Source organism: Puia sp., assembly GCF_035546395.1.
Lineage (GTDB): Bacteria > Bacteroidota > Bacteroidia > Chitinophagales > Chitinophagaceae > Puia.
In genome coordinates this window covers 736,149-756,910 of the sequence record NZ_DASZXR010000019.1, presented here as the reverse complement: position 1 = coordinate 756,910, position 20,762 = coordinate 736,149, and the positions used below count along the sequence as shown (strand labels likewise).

The window sequence follows — 20,762 nt, the reverse complement described above, 5'->3', positions numbered from 1 at the left end:
GTTGCCAAAGGCCATGATTTTGATGGATTATGGTAATATTTTGCTAAGAAAAGCACACATTTATTTGGCAAATCCCGTGTGGCGGCTTACCTTTGCCGTCCGCAAGTAAAAAATCGAGTTCATGGCAAATCACAAGGCAACCAAAAAAGATGTAAGGCAAGCCGAAAAGCGCAGGGATCGCAACCGGTACAATGGTAAAACCACCCGTAATGCGATTCGTGATCTGAGGGCGATCAAGGAGCAGAAGGAAGCAGGGGAGAAGATGCCTGATGTTGCGTCCATGATCGACAAGTTGGCCAAGAAGGGCGTTATTCACAAGAATAAGGCTGCCAATCTGAAGAGCAAGCTGGCCAAGAAGGTGAATGCTCTTGCCGCCGCGAAATAATTCGTTGTAAAATAGTTTGTTGACAAAAGATCGTCCAAGGACGGTCTTTTGTTATTTTGCGCCCTATGAGAAGATTACTCCCGCTGATGTTCCCGCTTTTTGCGGTTGCACAGGGTCCCCAAACGCCATTTGAGCGAAGCGGCGGAACACAGACTGCCACTTATTCCGAATGCATCGCCTTTTATCAACAGCTGGACAAGCTCTCCCCTGCCCTCTCGATCCGGGTGATGGGGATGAGTGATGCCGGCTATCCCTACCACCTGGTGCTTTATTCCAATGACGGCACCGCTGACCCGGCGATCTGGCACCGGAAGCATAAAGCGGTGATCCTCATTAACAATGGTATCCACCCCGGGGAGCCTGATGGGATTGACGCCAGCATGTTGCTGTTGCGGGACCTGGTAGCGGGGAAGGTAAAGCTGCCGGATAACGTGGCGTTGGCCGTGATCCCGCTGTATAACATCGGGGGTGCGCTGAACCGGGGTTCTTTTTCGCGGGTGAACCAGAACGGGCCTGTTGCCTATGGTTTCCGGGGGAATGCGCAGAACCTGGACCTGAACCGGGATTTTACCAAGAGCGACAGTCGTAATGCGAGAAGCTTCGCAGCCATTTTCCACTGGGTGGACCCGGTTCTTCAAATCGATAACCATGTGAGTGATGGTGCTGACTATCAATACACTATGACCTTGCTGGCGACTCAGTGGAACAAACTCGGGGGTGAATTGGGAACCTATTTGCATGACGTTTTCCAGCCCGAGCTGTTTGCCATTATGGAGAAGAGGGGCTGGCCGATGACGCCCTATGTGGATTTTGAAGAGGGTAATCCGGACCGGGGCTGGGAAGGATTCTACGACGAGCCGCGGTATTCGAGCGGATATGCGGCGTTGTTCCATACGATGGCCTTTATGCCGGAGACGCATATGCTAAAACCTTTTAACGACCGGGTGCGGTCGACTTACGCCCTGCTACAAACGATGATCGGGTCCGTGTCGGCTCATGCTGATGAGCTGCTGGCGCACCGGGCCCATGACATTGCGGCCGACCGGGACAGCGCCCGGCTTCCGCTGGACTGGAAGGTGGATACCACGCGGTGGGACGAACTGAATTTTCGGGGTTACCTGGCGGTTGAAAAAACCAGCGGGGTAACGGGGCTGCCGAGGCTATCCTACGATCACCGGCAGCCTTACGAGAAAAAGGTGCGGTTCTACGACTGTTTTGCGAGTGATGCTGCGGTCTCCGTGCCCGAGGCCTACCTTATCCCGCAAGGTTGGAATGATGTCATCGAATTGCTTCAGTTGAATGGGGTGAGGATGCGGCGGCTTGGCGCCGATTCGACGGTGGATGTGGAAGTTTATCATATTGCCGGGTATACCTCCGGGGGGCGGGCTTATGAGAAGCATCATAAGAATACGGCGATCCGGGTGACGGCGTCGCGGGATACGGTGCGGCTGCGCCGCGGTGACTACCTGATCCCGACGGACCAGGATGCGAGGCGGTTCCTGGTGGAGATGCTGGAGCCTACGGGTGAGGACTCCTATTTTGCGTGGAATTTCTTTGATGCCATCCTGCAGCAGAAGGAGGGATACAGTGCTTACCGGTGGGAGGATGTGGCCGAGCAGTGGTTAACCGATCATCCGGCACTACGGGAGGAGCTGGAGGCGAAGCGGAAGGCGGACCCGGCGTTTGCGAAGGATGCTCGGCAGCAGCTGAATTTTGTGTACCGGCATTCGCCGTATTATGAGCCGGAGCATATGAGATACCCCGTGTATAGAATAACAAAGGGGCGTTAAAAGCGCCCCTTTTTGTATATTTTATCTTAATATCTTCTGTCCCGATCGCCGCCGCCGCGATAGCCACCGCGGTCTCCGCCACCTCCACGGTCGCCGCGATCTCCCCGATCGCCACCACCACCATATCCACCGCTGCCGCCCCGATCGCCGCCGCCGTAGCCGCCACTGCCGCCCCGATCACCACCTCCACGGTATCCTCCTCCGCCGCCGCCACCGCGGTAACCGCCGCCTCCACCGCCGCCACGATATCCACCACCGCCGCCGCCGCCGCGATAGCCGCCGCCACCTCCGCGGTCGCCCCGATCACCACGATCGCCGCCGCCACGATTTTGTTCATCGGCCTCTTTTACGGCCATCTTCTTTCCGCGGATGGACGCGTTATCCAAGGTCTCGATCGCGCCTTTGGCTTCTGTTTCATCGGGCATATCTACAAACCCGAAGCCTTTGCTCTTCCCAGTCTCCCTATCCATCACCACTTTCGCAAAATTCACCGTGCCATATAACTCAAACATTTCTTTCAGGTCGACATCATCGAAATCGGAGGGAAGACCTGCTACAAAAAGCTTCATGCTATAGATTTAAAGAGTAAAATTACAAAGATAAAATCTATATATTCTATTTTACCTGACAATTAGTTCCGCAAAATCCAGGACCGACTTTTGGATAGTAAAAACACGGCGTGAATCTCCTAATCCCTGAAGTAGATCTCCTGATAAAAATAAAGGTTTACACGAACATTCCCTAACAATAAATCGACGAATAGCCTTTTACCCATAGCAGGCAGGAAAAGCAACCTCTTAAGCCAGGCGGGAGGGAGCGGGGGCGTGGGATTTGCAGCTGTTTAAATAGTAGTTCCAACCATTTGGCTGGTAAACGGCAAATTTTGACGACTTATGGCAACAGAAATAAAACGCATCCCCGTCGGGGATCAGATGGAAGCGGTAACGATCATTAACCGGCTTAGCCAGCAGTACGATATGCAGCCGGACACGACGCGGCATCAGCTGCATGTGGCCAATGAGCAATATGCGGCTTATTATGATGCGGAGGAGCAGGTGGTGAAGCTGGAGGTGATCCATCCGGGGGTGACGAAGGAGGAGATCGAGGAGTTTTTGATGGGGTTTCCGCCGTTCTTCTGACAAATGGCGGCGGCGGTGGGGATTGCTGCAATGCTTTTTTGAGGACCTTCGAGCGGGCCCTCAGGAACAATCGTTTTAAAAGGGCGGGTCCGCCCAGGGCGGACCCGCTTCTGAGGGTTATTGCGTCACGCGGATGGTTCCGGCGCCGTTGTAGCTGTGATATTCGCCATTGTACATTGCGTCGGCGCTGACGGGCCCCATGTGATAGATACCGGGGGAGACGGCGCGGACGGCATAGTAGTAGGTTTGGCGCATGGATTGGAGGTCGACGAAGAGGTTGATGCGATCGTCGCGGACGTCGAGTGCGGTGGGGGTGCGGTCGTCCTTTATCCAGTCCATGCCGGGAAGTTCTTTTGTGCGGGGGTTCTCGATCTCGAAGCCGGCGGGGAGCATGTCGGTGATGACGATGTTGTCGACGTCGGTGCTGAAGGTGCGTTCGAGGGTGAGCTGTACGATGATGAGGTCATTTTGTTTGAACGTGTTGCCGGTGAGGGGGCGGCCGTAGCGGTCGAAGAACCGTTTGCGGACCCGCAGGAAATTATCTTCTTCCTTATAGGCGCCGGATGCGCTGATTCCTTCCACTTCCCAGAAATAATAGAGTTTGCCCTGGCCGTGGGTGGCGATGTCGACGCGAGGTTGGCCGTTGTGGGCGGGGGCGAGTTGTCTTGTCGTGAATTTTACCGGGTTGCCCGTCATCGAGCCGATGACGCGGCCGTCGACCCGAATGTCGCCGGTGGCGGTGGAGCCGGCGTCCTTGTGGGCGATCTTGCCAAGGGCCAGGAAGCTGAAGGCGATCTCCTGGGTGCTCCACCAGGAACGTTGTTTCAACTTGTCGACGACGTGCTTCTGCATGACAGGAATCTGCGGGTTGCCGGGATCGACGTCCACCAATACGTCGAGGGCGATGGATTCGTCGCGGATATCGGAGTAGAAGCTGCCGCCCGTCTGGGGGAGGGATTCCTCGCCCGCAAACTGAGCGGGCAGGAATTCGCGAAAGCTTTTTTTGTCGCCCGCGAGGGAATAGGCCGCGGCAAGCAGGTATTTACAGTCGAGGCTGAGCTGGGAGGGGGCTGTCTTGTAATAATTCATGGTACTGACATTCGGCTGGCCTGCCAGGGCGAGGACATAGAGACCATAGATCATTTCCTTTGGAACGATGCGTCTTTCCTGATCGCGGTTATAGTGATATACAACAGTTTCCCGGTGTTTCACGCGGCTATTGATATACCCGAGCATGGTGCTGATCAATCCTTTGTCGACATCGAAGCCCGCCTTTTGGGCTTCGAGCAGGAAATGGGCTGAGTAGACGGTAGCCCACCAGTTCTCCGTGTCTTCGTTGTCCCAGAGAGTGACGGCGCCGTTATACAGTTGCCGCATTTTTATCTTGCGTATCGCCTCGAGGATATTGTAATTGGCGGAGGAACGCTGGGATCTGTTGACGTTCGGTCCCTGCACCAGGTCGGCGAGGTCGCTAAAGTACAGTTGCGGGAAGGCGGCGGATACCGTTTGTTCGGTACAGCCATAGGGGTATTCGACGAGCCAGTTGAGATATTTGCCGAATTCTGCGGCAGGTGAGCGGCTGACCACGAGGTTGTAATCTATCGAAGAGGGAATGAAGTCACCGGTGGCCAGGGTTATCGCCTGGGTGCTGCCGCCGGCGATCGCGCCGGCGCCCGTCAGCTTCTGCAGCGGTGCGGAGGGCCGGATACCGACCTCGGTTTCATCGGTAAAGCGTTCGTTCATACTGTTCACGTCCACGATGACTTTGCCGGTGCCGATGGCGGGGGATGCGACGATCTGGAAGGTAGCCCGGCCTTCGTTGCCGGCGGGGATGCTAAGGGATTGCTGGTCGTCGCCGATGGTGCGGAGGGCGCCGCTGAGCTTCAGCTTTGCCGTCGCGCTCGCGGAACTGCCGGTAGTATTGGTGATGGTCACCGGCATGGTTACGGTGTCGCCGGGGCTCATGAAGCGGGGCAGGGCCGAGCTAAGCACGATGGGATCGGCGACCGTGATCGCGGACTCCTTTGATCCGAAGCGATCGTCCTTGCAGGCTACCGCCATGAGGCGTACCTGGCCGGAGAACTGGGGGATATCGAATTCGAATTCCGCTTCCCCGCTGCTGTTGGCGGTGGCGATCCCACTCCAATAAGAAACGATCTTTATTCTTTTCGCCGGCATGGGGTTCACCCGCTTCTTCATATCGGTTTCGCCGTCGCCGCCGGTGCTGCTGAGCGTGGGTTTGACTTCGGGGAAGAGAAGCGGATAGAGATCGTAGCCGCTTACTTCGAGGGCTCTTTTTGCATAGAAGTGGGTGTATGGGTCGGGGGTTGTGAAGTCCGTCACCTGCAGGACGCCGTTGTCCACCGCGGCGAGGGTGACCTGGCTACCGGGGATAGCCTTGACCCGCACCCGTTGATGGGTATGGCTACGAACTTTTTCCTGCGCGAGGATCTCGACGGGGATGTGCCGGTCCTTCGCTTCCACTTTTACCGATTGATAACCATGTGCAACGGTCAGCGGGATGTCGGAGACCTCATGGGGTTTTATCAGGGTGGCCGTAATATACACGTTGGGGACTGCATCCGCCGTCAGCGGCAACTGGAGCGAGGCGGTACGTTTGTCGACATCCACATATTTATAGGAGATGACCTTGTCGGTCTCCATGGTCACCAGCATGCGGCCGCTGAACGGAGTCTTGAAGAAGGCTGTGACGGTTTCCCCGGTATAGTAGCCGGGCTTTTCGACGGTGATATCGACATGTCCTTCGTTATTGACCTCGAAAGAATTGTTATCGCCGCCCCAGGCGCCAAAGCTGTAGAAGTGGCGGCTGACGTAGGTGTTTGCGCCGGGGATGGAGACGCGGACCTCATAATGGCCGGGGCTACGGGGTGTGAAGTCATAGTGGGTGTTCTCTCCGCCGACGTTGATGGCGCCCGCGGTGATCTGTTTGTCTTCCTGTTGTGACTCATACCGGAAATAGTTGCCGCTTTTTTTAAGGACGGTGCGGTATTCGTGTTTGATGACCTCGACTCGGGCGTTCGCCGAGGCGAGGACCTTTTCGTTTTTATCCAGTGCGATGAGCGGGAACTGAACGGTCTGGTTCAGCGGATAGAAGTAATATCCGTCGTCGGCTAACCCCAGAAAAACGGATTGTGTATAAATATCGATCGAGCTGCTGCGGCTGACCGGCCGGCCGGTCTCATCGAAGACGGTAGTATAGACGGTAGCCTGCAGGAGGCCGATATTCCTGAAGAAATCCGGGACGGAATATTTTTCCGTCGCATTACCCTGGTCGTCGGTTTTGCCTTCCTGCACTGCCTTGTCGAAAGAGGTCGAGTTCTGAGCCGAGAGACTGAAATCGTAGTTGCGGTGATCTTTGGGTTTGAAATCCCGCTGTTTCACCTGGATCTCGCATTCGTAGTTACGATTGGCTGCAGGCGGGCCAAAGAAGTTGACGGCATGGATGTCGATCCTGGCTTCACCGCCGGTGGTGAGGAAGGGTTTGTCGAGCTTCGCGGTGACCTTGATACGGTCCGGGACGAATTCTTCGATGCGGAAGGGCTGGGTAGTCAGCAGGACGTCGTTGGAGGTATAGACTTCGAGAGAATAGCTGCCGGTGATGGCCGAAACGGGGATGTCAACGTCGCCGGCAATGGCGCCCTGGCCATTGAGGGTCTTGCGGAAAGTCTTCATCTCCTTGCCGTTGGGCAGGAGGAATTTCAATTTGACCGGCAGCTCACCGGGGGATTTCCAGTTGCGATCGCGGACGATCAGGGCGAAGTTGACTTTTTCGCCGGGACGATAGATATCGCGTTCGGGGTAAACGAAGGCATCGAGTCCGGAGGGATTGCTATGCCGGCCGCCGACCTCGAAACGGGAGGTGTTGACGCGGGTGGTATTGAACGGCAGATAGTTGAAATCATCGGGGGACTTTGCGATGATCATGGCCGGTTTGAAGCCGGCCAGTTCTTTGCGGGTATAGGTGATCTCGGCCACGCCGTCGGCGCTGGTGGTGCCCATACCGAGGAGTTGGTTGTTGTTTCCGTAGGCGAGGACGTTGACACCAGGGAGGGCGTTGGAAGTTTTTATGGAATTGGCGAATACGATGATCTTTTCCTGGCCTTCCTTTGCGATGAGGCCGATATCGGAGAGAGAGACGAACCGTTTGTCGCTGACATAGTAGTTCTTCAGGGACCGGATCATCACATGATAGATGCCCTTGAATTCGGGGAGTTTGTCGGCGATGCTCAGGTTCAGGAGGCGACCGCCGCCGCTGCCTGACCTGGGAAGGGTGCGGGTATCCACTTCCTGTGTGTAGACAACATCCCCAAAGGTGAAGTCGTCGCTGGTGCGGCTGGTATATCCATCGTCGCCTCCTTCTTCGTCGCCTTCGGTATCCATGACCACGCGCCGGGCTTCAGCGGGATCGGCCGGATCGTAGTCATAATGGGCTGCGGCGAGAAGGTTGTTCTCATAGACCTTGCTAACCACGACCTGGACGCGGGGGACATTGATGATCTTTACTTCGATGTTCTGTGCTCCTTTGCCGGAAAGGTAGACCCCTTTATTATTGGCAAAGCTGATGGAAGGCGCCAGCTCACCGAAGGTGATGTTTGAGCTGAACTCTTCATGAAGGGTTCCGCCGATCCGGCCGCGGAGGCCTTTGGCGAGGGTGAGCGTATAGGATTTTTCCTGATCGAAATTATCGCTGCGTATCGTGAAGCCGTCGTCCGTTGCCGTTGCGGTGAATTTTATTGCGGGGTTGAGGGTGATGGCCGAAGCGAGGCCTTGCTCCATCAGCTGCTGGCTGGTATGGACGTGAATGGTGCCGGTACTGCCGTCGTGATCCGTTGTCACCTCGCCGATAGCCAGGACATACGGCGAGGGAATGACTGAGGAGGACTCGATCTTCTCTTTCAGGCCAGTGGCGCCGCCTTCGGGGACGAGGCCGGCATCTACCGTCAATTTTATGTCGAAATCCTTGTCCTGCGGCTTCAGGCCGGTGAGCCGGAGGGCGATGCGATCGGATGGGGAAAGGGTTTGCAGGGCGTAGGTCAGGGGCTGTCCGTCCAGTTGGATGGCCAGCCGATCTTTCAGGGAATTGGGGTTAACGGGGTAGTTGAACTGCAATTCCATCTGCGGCACCGCGGTGGTGCTGGATTCGTCGAGCTGTACCCAGGTGGCGCCCGTGCCTTCCAGTTTCAGGTCGGGGGTATGGAAGACGAGGTCCTCGCCTGTCTTTATCCGGCCGAATTTGCTATACTGGAGGAGATCGCTTTTCAATTTCGCGTGGAAGATCGTGGCGGGAGCCATGGGTTGGGCCGGCGAGAAGACCAGCTCGTCGGGATGTTCCCAGCGGAAGCGGCCGGGTATCTTTGGTTCGAAGGACACGTATTGAGTGGAGTCCCAGCGGTTGAGCAGGGAATCGTTGACCAGGGGCTGATCGAAGCGGAAGGTGAGATTGTCCAGCGGGTGTACTTCGTCCCTGGCGTTGGTGTAGTCCAGGCTGACAGTGCTTCGGTTACAGGCTGAGATTATGAACAGGGTGAAAAGAGCGGTCGTTAGGAGGGGCGTAAAGCCCGATCGGTGGCGCATAAGGGGGGCGATAAGAGTTAAGGTGATAACGCTTTTAAAGGCAATGTTAATATACGAAAGGCAATAAAATAAATTGCTGGATTTCCTTGGGAAGGGCTTAGGAAAGACAGAATTTAGTGTGAAAAGCTAGGGGGGAATGGTTGGGGTGTGCATGTGCAGGCATTAAATGCCTGCGTGAATTTACAATAACGAAACGCGCTTTTGCAAGCGCGGCTATGATAAGACTTTGTTAATTACTATTTATGCGTCGGCTGAAGATCACCGGCATTTCTGTGGCGGTGTTGTTTTTGTTGTTCCTGTTGCTAAACCGGATCTTCCCTTTACCGGACCGGATCGAATATTCCACGATCATTACCGACGATAAGGGGGAGGTGATGCATGCTTTTCTCACCCATGACCAGCAATGGCGGATGAAGACGGAGCTGGCGGAGATCTCGCCGCTGCTGAGGAAGACGATAGTGGAAAAGGAGGACAAGTATTTTTACTATCACCCGGGGATCAACCCGGTTGCGATGCTCCGGGCGCTTGGCCGGAACGTGGTGAATAGGAGACGTACGTCCGGCGCGTCGACCATTACGATGCAGGTGGCGCGGGCGTTGGAGCCAAAGAGGCGGACGTATTGGGGAAAGATGCGGGAGATGTTCCGGGCGTTACAGCTGGAATGGAAATATTCGAAGGACGAGATCCTGCAAATGTATCTCAACCAGGTGCCATACGGCGGGAATATCCAGGGGGTGAAGGCTGCGTCGGTGCTTTATTTCAAGAAAAACCCCGATCATCTTTCGCTGGCCGAGATCACGGCTCTATCGATCATTCCCAACCGGCCCACATCGCTGGTGATGGGGAAAAATAATGACCGGATCGTCGAAGAACGAAATAGATGGCTGCGGCGCTGGGCAAAGGAAAAGGTGTTTACGGACAAAGAGATCTCGGATGCGCTGGCCGAACCGCTGACGGCGACCAGGGGGGCGGTACCGGGATTTGTTCCGCAGCTTGCATTGAAGTTGAAGAAGAGGGGGGGCCCCATCGTTCATAGCACGATCCAGCTGAACATGCAGCTCAAGCTGGAGAAGCTGGTCAAGGATTATTCGCGGACGCTGGCGTTGAAGAATATCCGCAACGCCGCGGTGATCGTCCTTGACAATGTCACGCACCGGGTGGTGAGCTATGTGGGCAGCGCAGATTTCCGCGATGCCACGGATGGCGGACAGGTAAATGGGGCGGCGGCGATCCGGCAGCCGGGAAGTACGTTGAAACCTTTATTATATGGGCTTTGTATCGACGAGGGGCTGCTGACGCCGAAACGGGTGATCACGGATGTGCCGGTGAACTACGATGGGTATGCACCGGAGAATTACGACCGAAGATTCAATGGGTATGTGACGATGGAGTATGCGCTGGAGCATTCGCTGAACATTCCTGCCGTGAAGAGTCTGAAGGCGCTTGGCAAGGACAGGCTGATCCGGAAGCTGACGGATTGCGATTTCCGGCAGGTGGACAAGGACAGGCGGAAGCTTGGGTTGTCGATGATCCTGGGCGGGTGTGGGGCGACGCTGGAGGAGCTGACCGGTCTCTATTCCATCTTTGCCAACGACGGGAAGTATGTGCGGCCGCTCTACGTGTCGACGGACAGCGTTGGGAAGGGCGTGAGGGTGCTGAGTCCTGCAGCGGCCTTTATGATCAATGAAACCTTATCCAAGGTGAACCGGCCGGATTTCCCGCTCAACTGGGAGAGTACGGTGCATCTGCCAAAGATCGCCTGGAAGACCGGCACTTCGTACGGGCGGCGGGATGGGTGGAGCATCGGGTACAATAAACGATATACCGTGGGTATCTGGGTGGGCAACTTCTCGGGCCTCGGTATCCCTGAGATCAGCGGGGCCAATGTGGCGACACCGCTTTTGTTCACCGTATTCAATACGATCGATTATGACGATGATGCGAGCTGGTTTGGCAAGCCCGAAGATTGCGATGTGCGGACGGTGTGTTCAGAGACGGGGTTACCGCCCACGGACGACTGTACTCACCTGGTGACGGATTATTTCATTCCGCTTGTGTCGACGGCGAAGAAATGCGATAACCGGCAGGAGCTGTTCGTTTCGGCTGATGAGAAGATGACGTATTGCCGGGTTTGTCTTCCGTCCGCGGGATACAAGAAGAAGTGGTATACGGTGATACCGCCGGAAATGAAGGAATATTTCGAGATGAACCGGATCAGCTATCAACATATCCCGCCTCACAATCCGGCCTGTGAAAGATTATTCAGGGAAGAGGCGCCCGTAGTGACCTCGCCCGCGAATGGGAGTGAGTACCTGATCAACCGGAAGGACCCTGAGCCGTTGCTGTTGCGATGCCGGGTGAGTAACGATGTGGCGAAGGTGTTCTGGTATATCAACGACAAGTTCTACAAGAGCGGGGAGGCGGGGGCGAAGGAATTCTTTTTTCCCGGGGAAGGGCCGGTGAAGATCTCGTGTACGGATGATAAGGGGAGGAACCGGAATGTGTGGATACGGGTGAGGTATGTGAATCTTTAGGACGACCAGTTGACATACTGCCCTATCAGACGCCATTCGCCAGTGGTGGTCAGACGAAAGACATAGGTCGTGCCCCGACCGCAGAGACTGCCGCAATGGAAATTGAAGTCGATGACCGCATATTGGCCATTGTCTGTGAATTGCGGAAGGGAGGCAGTGAAGATGACATTTCCCTTCCGGATGAGTGAGTCGGCTTGTCTTCCGTTGATACAAACGGCTTTATTCAGTTTTGGCTGATGCCAGATATAGGGATATCGGGAGAGGTAGACTTTTCCCGCAAGCTCGTTGAGGACATTGATGGAGAGAGGTTCTTTTAGAACATATTGTATCCACCTGTCATAGTCGTATTTGACGAACAGGCAGGAATCGGCGCCTGTCATGAGATAGTATTGTTTGACGTCTTTGGGCATGACGGTGGTGTCGATGGAATTGATGAATTCTTCGGGACCGGGCAAAGCGGCGCCTGTGGGCGACTGTTGCGACCGGGCGCTGAGGGTGAGGAGAATGGGAAAAATCCCGATGACAATTCGGCGGAGCATATACTAAGTTCGAAAATAGTACGTTAAGAAGATTCTAAAACGGGAGCGCCCGGCGTAGGCCGAGCGCTCAATAGTAAATGATTATGGGGTAGCCGGGGCTAGGGCCTCCCGTTTGTCTACAAAGTGTTTATTCAGCTTTCTTTACGCTACCGGCGCCGCTGACGTGCTGGTTGACGTCGCTGGCATTTCCCTTATACTTGACGCTTCCCGCACCACTGACCTCTGCATCCAGTTTTACGCTGGCGTATACTTCGGCATCCCCGGCGCCGGAGATGTCCACTTTTGTATTCTCGGCGAGCAGCTCATAGCAATGCGCGTGAGCCGCACCGGTGAGGTCGAGGGTGACGTCCCTGGTCTGGCCTTTGAGGTAGACCGATCCGCTGCCGGTGACTTCGGCGCTAAGCTGGGGGGCGTCTATTTCCATTTTTATATCGCCGGCCCCGCTGACATGCAATTCGAGACTTTCGGGGTTGGTGATCTTTGTCTGGCCCAGGATGTCGCAAGCGCCCGACACATCGATGGAGTGGTACACGGGCGAGGTGACATAAATGCGGATGCCGTTTGTAGGCCTCAGGTTGAAACCCTTCCTTTCGTGGATATGGATCTTGTCCCCTGCCTGGCTGACCTCGATATACTGTAGGAGATTTTCGTCGGTCTCTATTTTAACGGCGGAACGATCGCCCTGGGAGACCATGATCTTTGCTGCGCCGTCGACCTCCACGTTCTTGAAATCACTGACCTGGCGATCTTCGGTCCGGACGTTGCCATTGCCATGCACCCTTTTTCCGAACATACCCTGACAGGAAGCGAGGAAGAGGGGGACGGAGAGAACCAAGGCGAACCGGAGTTTGGGAAGAGCGTTTCTCATTTTGTTTGTTTTAGGTTCGCGAAAATTAGGATTTTCTGCGGTAACTTCGCGTCACCATGACGGAAAAGATCTTAATTCTGGACTTTGGCTCCCAATATACTCAATTGATCGCCAGGGCTGTACGTGAGGCGAATGTATACTGTGAGATCGTTCCTTACCACAAATCCATCGAATTCGACGCATCACTGAAGGGGATCATCCTTTCGGGGTCGCCTTTTTCGGTCAATGACGCCAATGCGCCGCAAATTGATATCCAGGCTTTGAATCGGTTGCTGCCGGTGCTGGGGGTTTGTTATGGCGCCCAGCTTACGGCCAAGCAGTTCGGCGGGCGGGTGGCCAATTCGAACAAGCGGGAATATGGCCGGGCGTTGTTGCATAAGCAAAAGGACAGTGTGTTGTTGCGGGATGTGACGGAGCTGTCGCAGGTGTGGATGAGCCATGCCGATACGATATTGGATCTGCCGGCCGGTTTCGAGGTGCTGGCGAATACGGAGAATATCCCGTATGCGGCTTTTAAGAAGGGGGCGGCCTCGAATGGAACGGCTGCGGCTGAGAAGCCACTGTATTGTCTGCAGTTTCACCCCGAGGTGTATCATTCGATCGAGGGGAAGAAGATCATCAGGAATTTTTTGGTGAATGTCTGCGGTTGTAAACAGGATTGGACTCCCGCGCATTTCGTGAGCGATACGATCGCCGCGCTGAAGAAGCAGATCGGCGACCGGAAAGTGATCATGGCGCTTAGCGGTGGGGTGGATTCGACGGTGGCGGCGACGCTGATCCACCGGGCGATCGGGGACCGGTTACATGGGATCTTTGTGGACAACGGCGTGTTGCGGAAGAACGAGTTCGAGCAGGTGTTGAATACCTATCACCAGATCGGGCTCAACGTAAAGGGTGTCGACGCAAAAAAACTATTCTATACCGAGCTGGCGGGCAAGACCGATCCCGAAGCGAAGCGGAAGGTGATCGGCCGGCTTTTTATCGAAGTATTCCAGGACGAGGCGAAGAAGGTGGCCGGTGTGGAATTGCTGGGGCAGGGAACGATCTATCCCGATGTGATCGAGAGTGTGTCGGTTCACGGGCCGTCCGTAACGATCAAGTCTCACCATAACGTAGGCGGGTTGCCGGAGAAGATGCATCTCGAGCTGGTGGAGCCGTTGCGGTTCCTTTTCAAGGACGAGGTTCGGCGGGTAGGCGCGGAGTTGGGGATCCCCGATGAGCTGTTACAACGGCATCCATTCCCCGGCCCGGGGCTGGCGATCCGAATTTTGGGCGAGGTGACCGAAGAAAAGGTGCGATTATTGCAGGAAGCTGATGATGTCTATGTGAAGGGGTTGAAAGATCACCAGTTGTATTCCGTGGTTTGGCAGGCGGGGGCGATCCTGTTGCCGGTGAAGAGTGTAGGAGTGATGGGTGATGAGCGGACCTACGAATATACGGTTGCCTTGCGGGCCGTCACGTCGGTAGACGGGATGACGGCGGACTGGGCGCATCTTCCTTATACATTCCTGGCGGATATCTCCAACGATATCATCAATTCGGTGAAGGGGATCAACAGGGTGGTGTATGATATCAGCAGCAAGCCGCCGGCGACCATCGAGTGGGAATAGAATGAAAAGCGCATTTCTATATTCTTTGTTATTCTTCTTTTGCCTGGGCGTCAGGGCTCAGGTGGATACGACGCATCACGGGGTCGATAGCCTGCGGCGGGGAGTGGACAGTTCGCGGCGGATGATCGCCATTTTTGCCCCGTTGTATCTCGACTCGGCGTTTGATGCTACGGGCGCCTACCGATACGATAAGAATTTCCCCAAGTTCATCAATCCCGGGCTGGAATTTTATGAGGGGGCGCAGATGGCGCTGGACACTCTTGGCACCGAGCATGTTCCATTGGATGTGCGCATCTATGATACCCGTTCGGCAGGTATGACGCTGCAACAGCAGCTGGACAGCGCGATGTCCTGGGGAGCCGGGTTGATGATCGCACAAGTGAGCAGCGCTACCGAGCTGCAACAGATGGCTGCGGCTGCGTTGAAGAAGAACATTCCCTTTATCAACAGCAATTATCCCAACGACGGCGGGGTCACCAACAACCCCAGTCTTGTCATCCTCAACTCCACGTTGCGGGCGCATTGCGAGGGCATCTACCGCTATCTCCAGCGGAACTATCCCACCAAACCGCTTGTGTTCTTCCGGAAGAAGGGGACGCAGGAGGACCGCTTGAAGGGTTATTTTACCGAATTGGACAAGAAGACGGCGGGTGTTCCGCTGAAGATAAAATATGTCACGCTGGACGATAATTTCGGCGCCGCCGCGATGGCTGCCAATATGGACAGCAGTGCCGGGCAGACGGTATGCATTGCCGGCTCGCTCGATGAGGATTTTGCGGCAAAGATCTGCGCCCAGCTGGCGTATCTGAACAAGTCCTATCATACGACGGTCATCGGGATGCCGACCTGGGATGGGATCGATTTCGCGAGGCCGGAATTTGCGGGCGAGGAGATAACTTATTCCACGCCTTTCTATATCAATCCCGCCGATACCCTGGTGAAGCTGATCACACAGAATTTCAAAACAAAATTCTATTCCCGTCCCAGCGATATGGTGTTTCGGGGATATGAGGCCGCCTGGCGGTTTGCGAAAATGCTGTTGCTGCATGGAAAGGACCTTGGCGGCAGCATCGGGGAAAAGAAATTCAAGGTCTTCAATGACCTGGAGATCATGCCGGTGTTTTCTACCAGGCCGCCGATGACGCTGGACTACTTCGAGAACAAGAAGCTTTACTTTATCAGGAAAGTGGATGGGAATGTAGTGGGAGTGAACTAAAATGCCTTTAATCGAATTTACGGATAAGGGTCTCTATTGCGCCCGGGGCGCTTTTTATATCGACCCCTGGCGACCGGTGGACAGGGCCGTGATCACGCATGCCCATAGCGATCATGCGCGGGCGGGCAGCGGCGCCTATCTTTGTCACCGGCTTTGCAAACCTATATTGGACCTGCGGTTGTCCCTTGATGGCGTCCTGCCGGCAGTGCAGACTGTCGAGTGGGGCGAAGCTGTCGTTTTGAATGGGGTCCGGGTCAGCCTGCATCCCGCGGGTCATGTCATCGGAAGCTCGCAGGTGCGGATGGAATACAATGGGGAAGTTTGGGTGGTCAGCGGCGATTACAAGACCGAGGATGATGGCATCAGCGGGGCTTTTGAGCCTTTGCGATGCCAGGTCTTTGTGACGGAGTCCACTTTTGGATTACCGATCTATAACTGGAAGCCACAGGCGGAGCTGTTTGCGGGTGTTCGCGACTGGGTGGCGGAGAACCGGGCGCAGGATAGAACGAGCGTGTTGATGGCTTACAGTCTTGGGAAGGCGCAGCGGCTGTTGAAGGCGTTGGAGCCTATGGGCTCACCTGTGTGGGTTCATGGAGCTGTGTGGAATGTTCACCAGGCGCTTGCCGGCGCGGGAGTGTGGTTGCCTCCTGTGGAGCGGATCTTGCCGGATACGCCGAAGGAGTTGTTGCGGGGGCAGGTAGTAATTGCGCCTGGGAGTGCGGAGGGTTCGGCGTGGATGCGTCGGTTCTCTTCTTATTCGCTGGGGGTTTGTAGTGGCTGGATGCAGGTGAGGGGGAATGTGCGGCGGCGGAATGCGGATGCGGGTTTTGTCATGAGCGATCATGCGGATTGGAAGGGATTGCTGGCGGCGGTGGCCGCGACGGGGGCGGAGAAAGTGTTTGTGACGCATGGGTTCCAGGCGGTGCTGACGAGATACCTGAATGAATTGGGGGTTGCGGCGGCGGAGGTGAAGACGGAATATGGGGATGACGAGGGCGTAGTGGATAGCGGCGAGGGGGAGGCGCCGGGAGATGGAGACGCAGGATAGTTTTGGTGGGATGCGGCGGTTTTCTTCGCTGGTGACGAAATTGGGGACGAGCACGAAGACCAATGACAAGCTGGCGGCGCTGGACCGGTATTTTAATGAGGCGGCGGATGGCGATAAGGTGTGGATGATCGCGCTATTCAGCGGGCGGCGGCCGAAGCGGACTGTAACGACCACTCAATTATGGGAGTGGTGCCGGGAGATCACGGGGCTGCCGGGTTGGCTTTTTGAGGAGAGTTATCACACGGTGGGGGATCTGGCGGAAACTATTGCTTTGTTGCTGCCGGAGGGGGTGCCTGGGTTGGCGGGGAGCGGGTTTGCGGCGGCCTTGCCGGGGACCGAGTCGCTTGCGTATTACCTGGTTCGGCTGATGGAGTTGGGGAAGAAGGAAGAGGCGGAGAAGAAGGCCTTTGTGCAGCGAAGTTGGGCTTCGATGAATAAGGAAGAACGGTTTGTTTTTAATAAATTGATCACGGGTGGATTTCGCATCGGTATTTCGCAACAGACGGTGGTGAATGCGCTGGCGAAGACGGCGGGTGTGGATGCGGCGGTTGTCGCGCACCGGATCAGTGGCGACTGGGATGCGGCGACGACGCCATTTGCGGCGTTGCTGAGCGGCGAGGGGGCCGGGAGCGAGGTGTCGCGCCCCTACCCTTTCTACCTGGCGTATGCGCTGGAAGGAGAGCTGGCTTCGCTTGGTGAGCCCGGCGAGTGGCAGGCGGAGTGGAAATGGGATGGTATCCGCGGGCAGGTGATCCGGCGGGGGGATGTGCTGGTGGTTTGGAGCCGGGGTGAGGAGTTGATGACGGAGAAGTTTCCGGAGTACCAGGAGTTTTTGGGCCGGTTGCCGGTGGGGACGGTGCTGGATGGGGAAATTATTGGATTGCGGACGGGGGGTGGCGGTGAGGGATCGACGGGCGGTGGGTTTACGGTGATGCCGTTTGCCGCGTTGCAGACGAGGATCGGGAGGAAGAATGTGACGAAGAAGGTTTTGACCGAGGTTCCGGCGGGATTTATTGCCTACGATCTGCTTGAGTTTGGTGGGGAGGATTGGCGAGCGCGGCCGCTGGCGGAGCGAAGAGCAAAGTTGGCCGAGGTTGTTGCGGCGGCGGGGCATCCGTTGCTGGTGTTGTCGCCGATGGTGGAATTTGATGAGTGGAGCGCATTGGCGACTGCGCGTGAGGGTGCGCGCGAGCGGGGCAGCGAGGGGATCATGCTGAAGCGGCGCTCTTCGCCTTACCAGGTGGGGAGGAAGCGGGGGGACTGGTGGAAATGGAAGATCGATCCGTTGGTGATCGATGCCGTGCTGGTGTATGCGCAGAAAGGGCATGGACGGAGGAGCAACCTGTATACGGATTATACTTTTGCGGTGCGGGACGGCGATCGGCTTGTGACGTTTACGAAGGCCTATTCGGGACTGACGGATAAGGAGCTTGCGGAGGTGGATGCGTTTGTCAAGCGGAACTCCCTTGAGAAGTTTGGGCCGGTGCGGACGGTGAAGCCGGAATTGGTCTTTGAGATCGCGTTTGAGGGTATTGCTGCTTCGTCCCGGCATAAGTCGGGAGTGGCGCTGCGGTTCCCGCGGATCAACCGGTGGAGGAAGGATAAGACTCCTGCGGATATCGATACATTGGCGGGGCTGAAGAAGATGTTGGAATTGTTCGGGCGGTGAATGCCTTTGGGGGAAAAATAAGGGCATTCACCGAGAGGGGCCGATGATGGTCCTTGCGGACGATACGCCTGTGGCGGATAAGCAGTAAATTTACTCTATGACACGAGGCGTAGCCGACTGCATAACTCAATTGAAAAATTGTTGACTCGTTATGAAAAAGATGATGATCCTGCTCTTGCTGGGGATGGCGGGCATTGCCTTTATGAAGGGTGTGCCCATGGAGGACGAACCTGTCAAGGTCCCGGCCAGTCCGCAGCGCAGCGGAGATGCGGACAGGGGATATGCCTACCTGACGACGGGGGATTATATCAAAAGCGGAGTTCCCTACGATCTTTTCTTCCTGGGTGTCCCCAGGAATACCCAAAACTATCTGAAACGGGACAGCCTGAATGCGGTGGTCCCGCATGAATATACGGCGGTGAAGGCTGCCAATGGTGAGGTCGTAGTGGCGCCCAACTGCCTGGAGTGTCATGCGCAGGTTTTCGAGGGCAAGCTGTATGTCGGATTGGGGAATTCGATGATCGATTTTACCGATCGGCGAAAACTGAATCCCCGGGCGGCCGGGCTGGCGGAGAAAATGCTGATGCAGCGCGATGCGCGGAAATATGATGCGGCGATGCCCTTTCTGCGGGCGATGAAAGCGATCAGCGGTCAATTATATACGGAGGTAAGGGGTGTGAATTCCGCCGACCGGCTGGCGGACCTGCTGGTGGCGCATCGTGATCCGCAGACGCTGCGTTGGAGCAATGAGCCGGTGATCGATGTATCCGGCAAGGTGGTCCCGACAGATACTCCGCCGTGGTGGCTGCTGAAGAAGAAGCATGCGATGTTTTACAATGGTTTTGGCCGGGGGGATTTTGGGCGGTTCCTGATGGCGTCGAACCTGTTGACGGTGAGTGACAGTTCGGAGGCGAGGGAGGTGGATGGGCATTTCAATGATGTGCTGGCGTATATTTATTCTATTCAGCCGCCGAAGTATCCGAAGCCTATAAACGCTGCCTTGGCGAAGAAGGGCGGGATCGTGTTTGTGCGGAACTGTTCGAAGTGTCATGGCAATTATGGCAGTGATGGCAGCGGGGAGTATCCCAACCTGCTGATCCCCGAGTCACTCGTGAAGACGGATTCGATGTTGTACAAGGCCAATTATCAGAGTCCGCAGTTTATCGAATGGTTCAATAAGAGCTGGTTTGCGCAGGGGGATCACCCGGCGAGGCTGGAACCCTTTGACGGGTATATTGCGCCGCCGCTGGACGGTATCTGGATGACGGCGCCTTATCTGCATAATGGGAGCGTGCCGACGCTGGAGGCGCTGTTGAACAGCAAGCTTCGGCCGGCGTACTGGTCGAGGGACTTCGATCATCCGCAATACGATTATGAACGGGTGGGCTGGAAATACACCCGTGAAGACAGCGCAAGAGGCACGGCCGTGTACAATACGGACTTGCCGGGTTATGGAAATTATGGTCACCCCTTTGGCGACAAACTGAGTGAGCAGGAACGGAAGGCCGTCATCGAATATCTGAAGACGTTGTAGGATACCTGCGGCCACCGTCGTCACTTGTATCGGACATAGAGCTGATCGGACTGGCTTCCATAGTTGACAATATACTGCGGCGCCTTACCGGTCTGCATGATCCTGGAGACATAGAACGAATGTGTCTCGGCGAATTCCCGTCCGTTGTCAAGCCCTACCACGAAAGTGAAATAGCTCTTGAATCGGACGAGTGAATGCCCCTCATCGAAGTTCATCTCCTTATATCGGATCATAAATCCGTGCTCTTGTTTCATCTCCCGCCTGGGAAGGGAATCGGGAAGGTGGGTAAGAAGGGGGCCGGTATTGCTGAGCGACAGAAGATATTTGGTGATACCGCTGGAAGGGGGGATGAACTCCATTCCTTCCGGCAGATCGACGACACCATTGATCGTCGAACCGGTGGTGCTGATGCCGCCGATCCGGTACCCCATGGAGCCGGCAACACCGGAGAAGTTAGCCTGCGGAGAATAGAGGGCAATGGAACTTTCGTTGCGGATAAAGGCTGACTTTTTCCAGTTGACGTACAACGGTTGGGTGGTTTTATTGAAGAAAGTGGCCCATACCGGCCCATGATCGCCGTTGAACGAATAGGTGATGCGCAGGGTATCGTTCTCCCAGGACAATTGTTGTTGCTGGTTCTTTTGCATTTGGGAGGAGTCGATGGTAAGGTATTGGTAGGTGCTGCAACCCGAAAGGGAGGCCAGGAGCAGGAGTAAAGGGGTGAATTTTTTCATCGGTTTTTCTTGTTAAATTACTCAACGGTTCACCTCTTTTTGGTTAAAAGCTGATTAATGAAAATGAATTTAATCTTGTAATTAAAATACAATTAATATAC

14 protein-coding genes are annotated in these 20,762 nt (G+C 55.6%); 9 read left to right on the top strand and 5 right to left on the bottom strand.

Features of this window, described 5'->3' with window-relative positions; translation table 11 throughout:
- Positions 1-121: 121 nt before the first annotated feature.
- The gene (gene rpsT, locus VHE34_RS29525; protein WP_325594875.1) at positions 122-385 is read left to right on the top strand and encodes a 30S ribosomal protein S20; all 264 of its coding nucleotides are present in this window, start codon (positions 122-124) and stop codon (positions 383-385) included.
- Between the two features lie 65 nt (positions 386-450).
- Positions 451-2,175, top strand: a complete 1,725-nt coding sequence (locus VHE34_RS29520; RefSeq protein ID WP_325594873.1) for a M14 family metallopeptidase — start codon at positions 451-453, stop codon at positions 2,173-2,175.
- A 26-nt stretch (positions 2,176-2,201) separates the two neighbouring features.
- On the opposite strand, the gene VHE34_RS29515 is transcribed toward VHE34_RS29520, so the two are convergent.
- A complete protein-coding gene (locus tag VHE34_RS29515; RefSeq protein ID WP_325594871.1) occupies positions 2,202-2,744 on the bottom strand; it encodes a hypothetical protein in 543 nt (180 codons plus the stop codon).
- A 324-nt stretch (positions 2,745-3,068) separates the two neighbouring features.
- On the opposite strand from VHE34_RS29515, the gene VHE34_RS29510 reads away from it, so the two are divergent.
- A complete protein-coding gene (locus tag VHE34_RS29510; protein WP_325594868.1) occupies positions 3,069-3,314 on the top strand; it encodes a hypothetical protein in 246 nt (81 codons plus the stop codon).
- 117 nt (positions 3,315-3,431) lie between these two features.
- Here VHE34_RS29510 and VHE34_RS29505 read toward each other — a convergent pair whose 3' ends face one another.
- Positions 3,432-8,909 (bottom strand): alpha-2-macroglobulin family protein, encoded by a 5,478-nt coding sequence (locus VHE34_RS29505; protein ID WP_325594866.1) that lies wholly within the window; start codon positions 8,907-8,909, stop codon positions 3,432-3,434.
- Positions 8,910-9,151: 242 nt separating this feature from the next.
- Between VHE34_RS29505 and pbpC the strand changes: the two genes are divergently transcribed.
- A complete protein-coding gene (gene pbpC / locus VHE34_RS29500; RefSeq protein WP_325594864.1) occupies positions 9,152-11,443 on the top strand; it encodes a penicillin-binding protein 1C in 2,292 nt (763 codons plus the stop codon).
- Here pbpC and VHE34_RS29495 read toward each other — a convergent pair.
- Together VHE34_RS29495 and VHE34_RS29490 are read right to left on the bottom strand one after the other, a co-directional pair.
- Positions 11,440-11,982: a hypothetical protein gene (locus tag VHE34_RS29495; RefSeq protein WP_325594862.1), complete on the bottom strand. Its 543-nt coding sequence runs from the start codon at positions 11,980-11,982 to the stop codon at positions 11,440-11,442. The two genes, pbpC and VHE34_RS29495, sit on opposite strands and share 4 nt — an antisense overlap.
- A gap of 127 nt (positions 11,983-12,109) precedes the next feature.
- Positions 12,110-12,850: a head GIN domain-containing protein gene (locus tag VHE34_RS29490; RefSeq protein ID WP_325594860.1), complete on the bottom strand. Its 741-nt coding sequence runs from the start codon at positions 12,848-12,850 to the stop codon at positions 12,110-12,112.
- A 56-nt stretch (positions 12,851-12,906) separates the two neighbouring features.
- On the opposite strand from VHE34_RS29490, the gene guaA reads away from it, so the two are divergent.
- The 5 genes from guaA to VHE34_RS29465 all read left to right on the top strand — a co-directional run bounded on the left by guaA (position 12,907) and on the right by VHE34_RS29465 (position 19,927).
- Positions 12,907-14,460, top strand: a complete 1,554-nt coding sequence (gene guaA, locus VHE34_RS29485) for a glutamine-hydrolyzing GMP synthase (RefSeq protein WP_325594858.1) — start codon at positions 12,907-12,909, stop codon at positions 14,458-14,460.
- 1 nt (position 14,461) lies between these two features.
- Positions 14,462-15,676, top strand: a complete 1,215-nt coding sequence (locus VHE34_RS29480; RefSeq protein ID WP_325594856.1) for an ABC transporter substrate-binding protein — start codon at positions 14,462-14,464, stop codon at positions 15,674-15,676.
- 1 nt (position 15,677) lies between these two features.
- Positions 15,678-16,724, top strand: a complete 1,047-nt coding sequence (locus VHE34_RS29475; protein ID WP_325594854.1) for a ligase-associated DNA damage response exonuclease — start codon at positions 15,678-15,680, stop codon at positions 16,722-16,724.
- A 10-nt stretch (positions 16,725-16,734) separates the two neighbouring features.
- On the top strand, positions 16,735-18,393 hold the full coding sequence (locus tag VHE34_RS29470; protein WP_325594852.1) for an ATP-dependent DNA ligase: 1,659 nt from the start codon (positions 16,735-16,737) through the stop codon (positions 18,391-18,393).
- 151 nt (positions 18,394-18,544) lie between these two features.
- Positions 18,545-19,927 carry a hypothetical protein gene (locus tag VHE34_RS29465; RefSeq protein ID WP_325594850.1) on the top strand — a complete coding sequence of 461 codons (1,383 nt, stop codon included), beginning with the start codon at positions 18,545-18,547 and terminating at the stop codon, positions 19,925-19,927.
- A 20-nt stretch (positions 19,928-19,947) separates the two neighbouring features.
- Here the strand turns inward: VHE34_RS29465 and VHE34_RS29460 are convergent, their stop codons facing one another.
- On the bottom strand, positions 19,948-20,661 hold the full coding sequence (locus tag VHE34_RS29460) for a hypothetical protein (protein WP_325594848.1): 714 nt from the start codon (positions 20,659-20,661) through the stop codon (positions 19,948-19,950).
- Positions 20,662-20,762 lie beyond the last annotated feature (101 nt).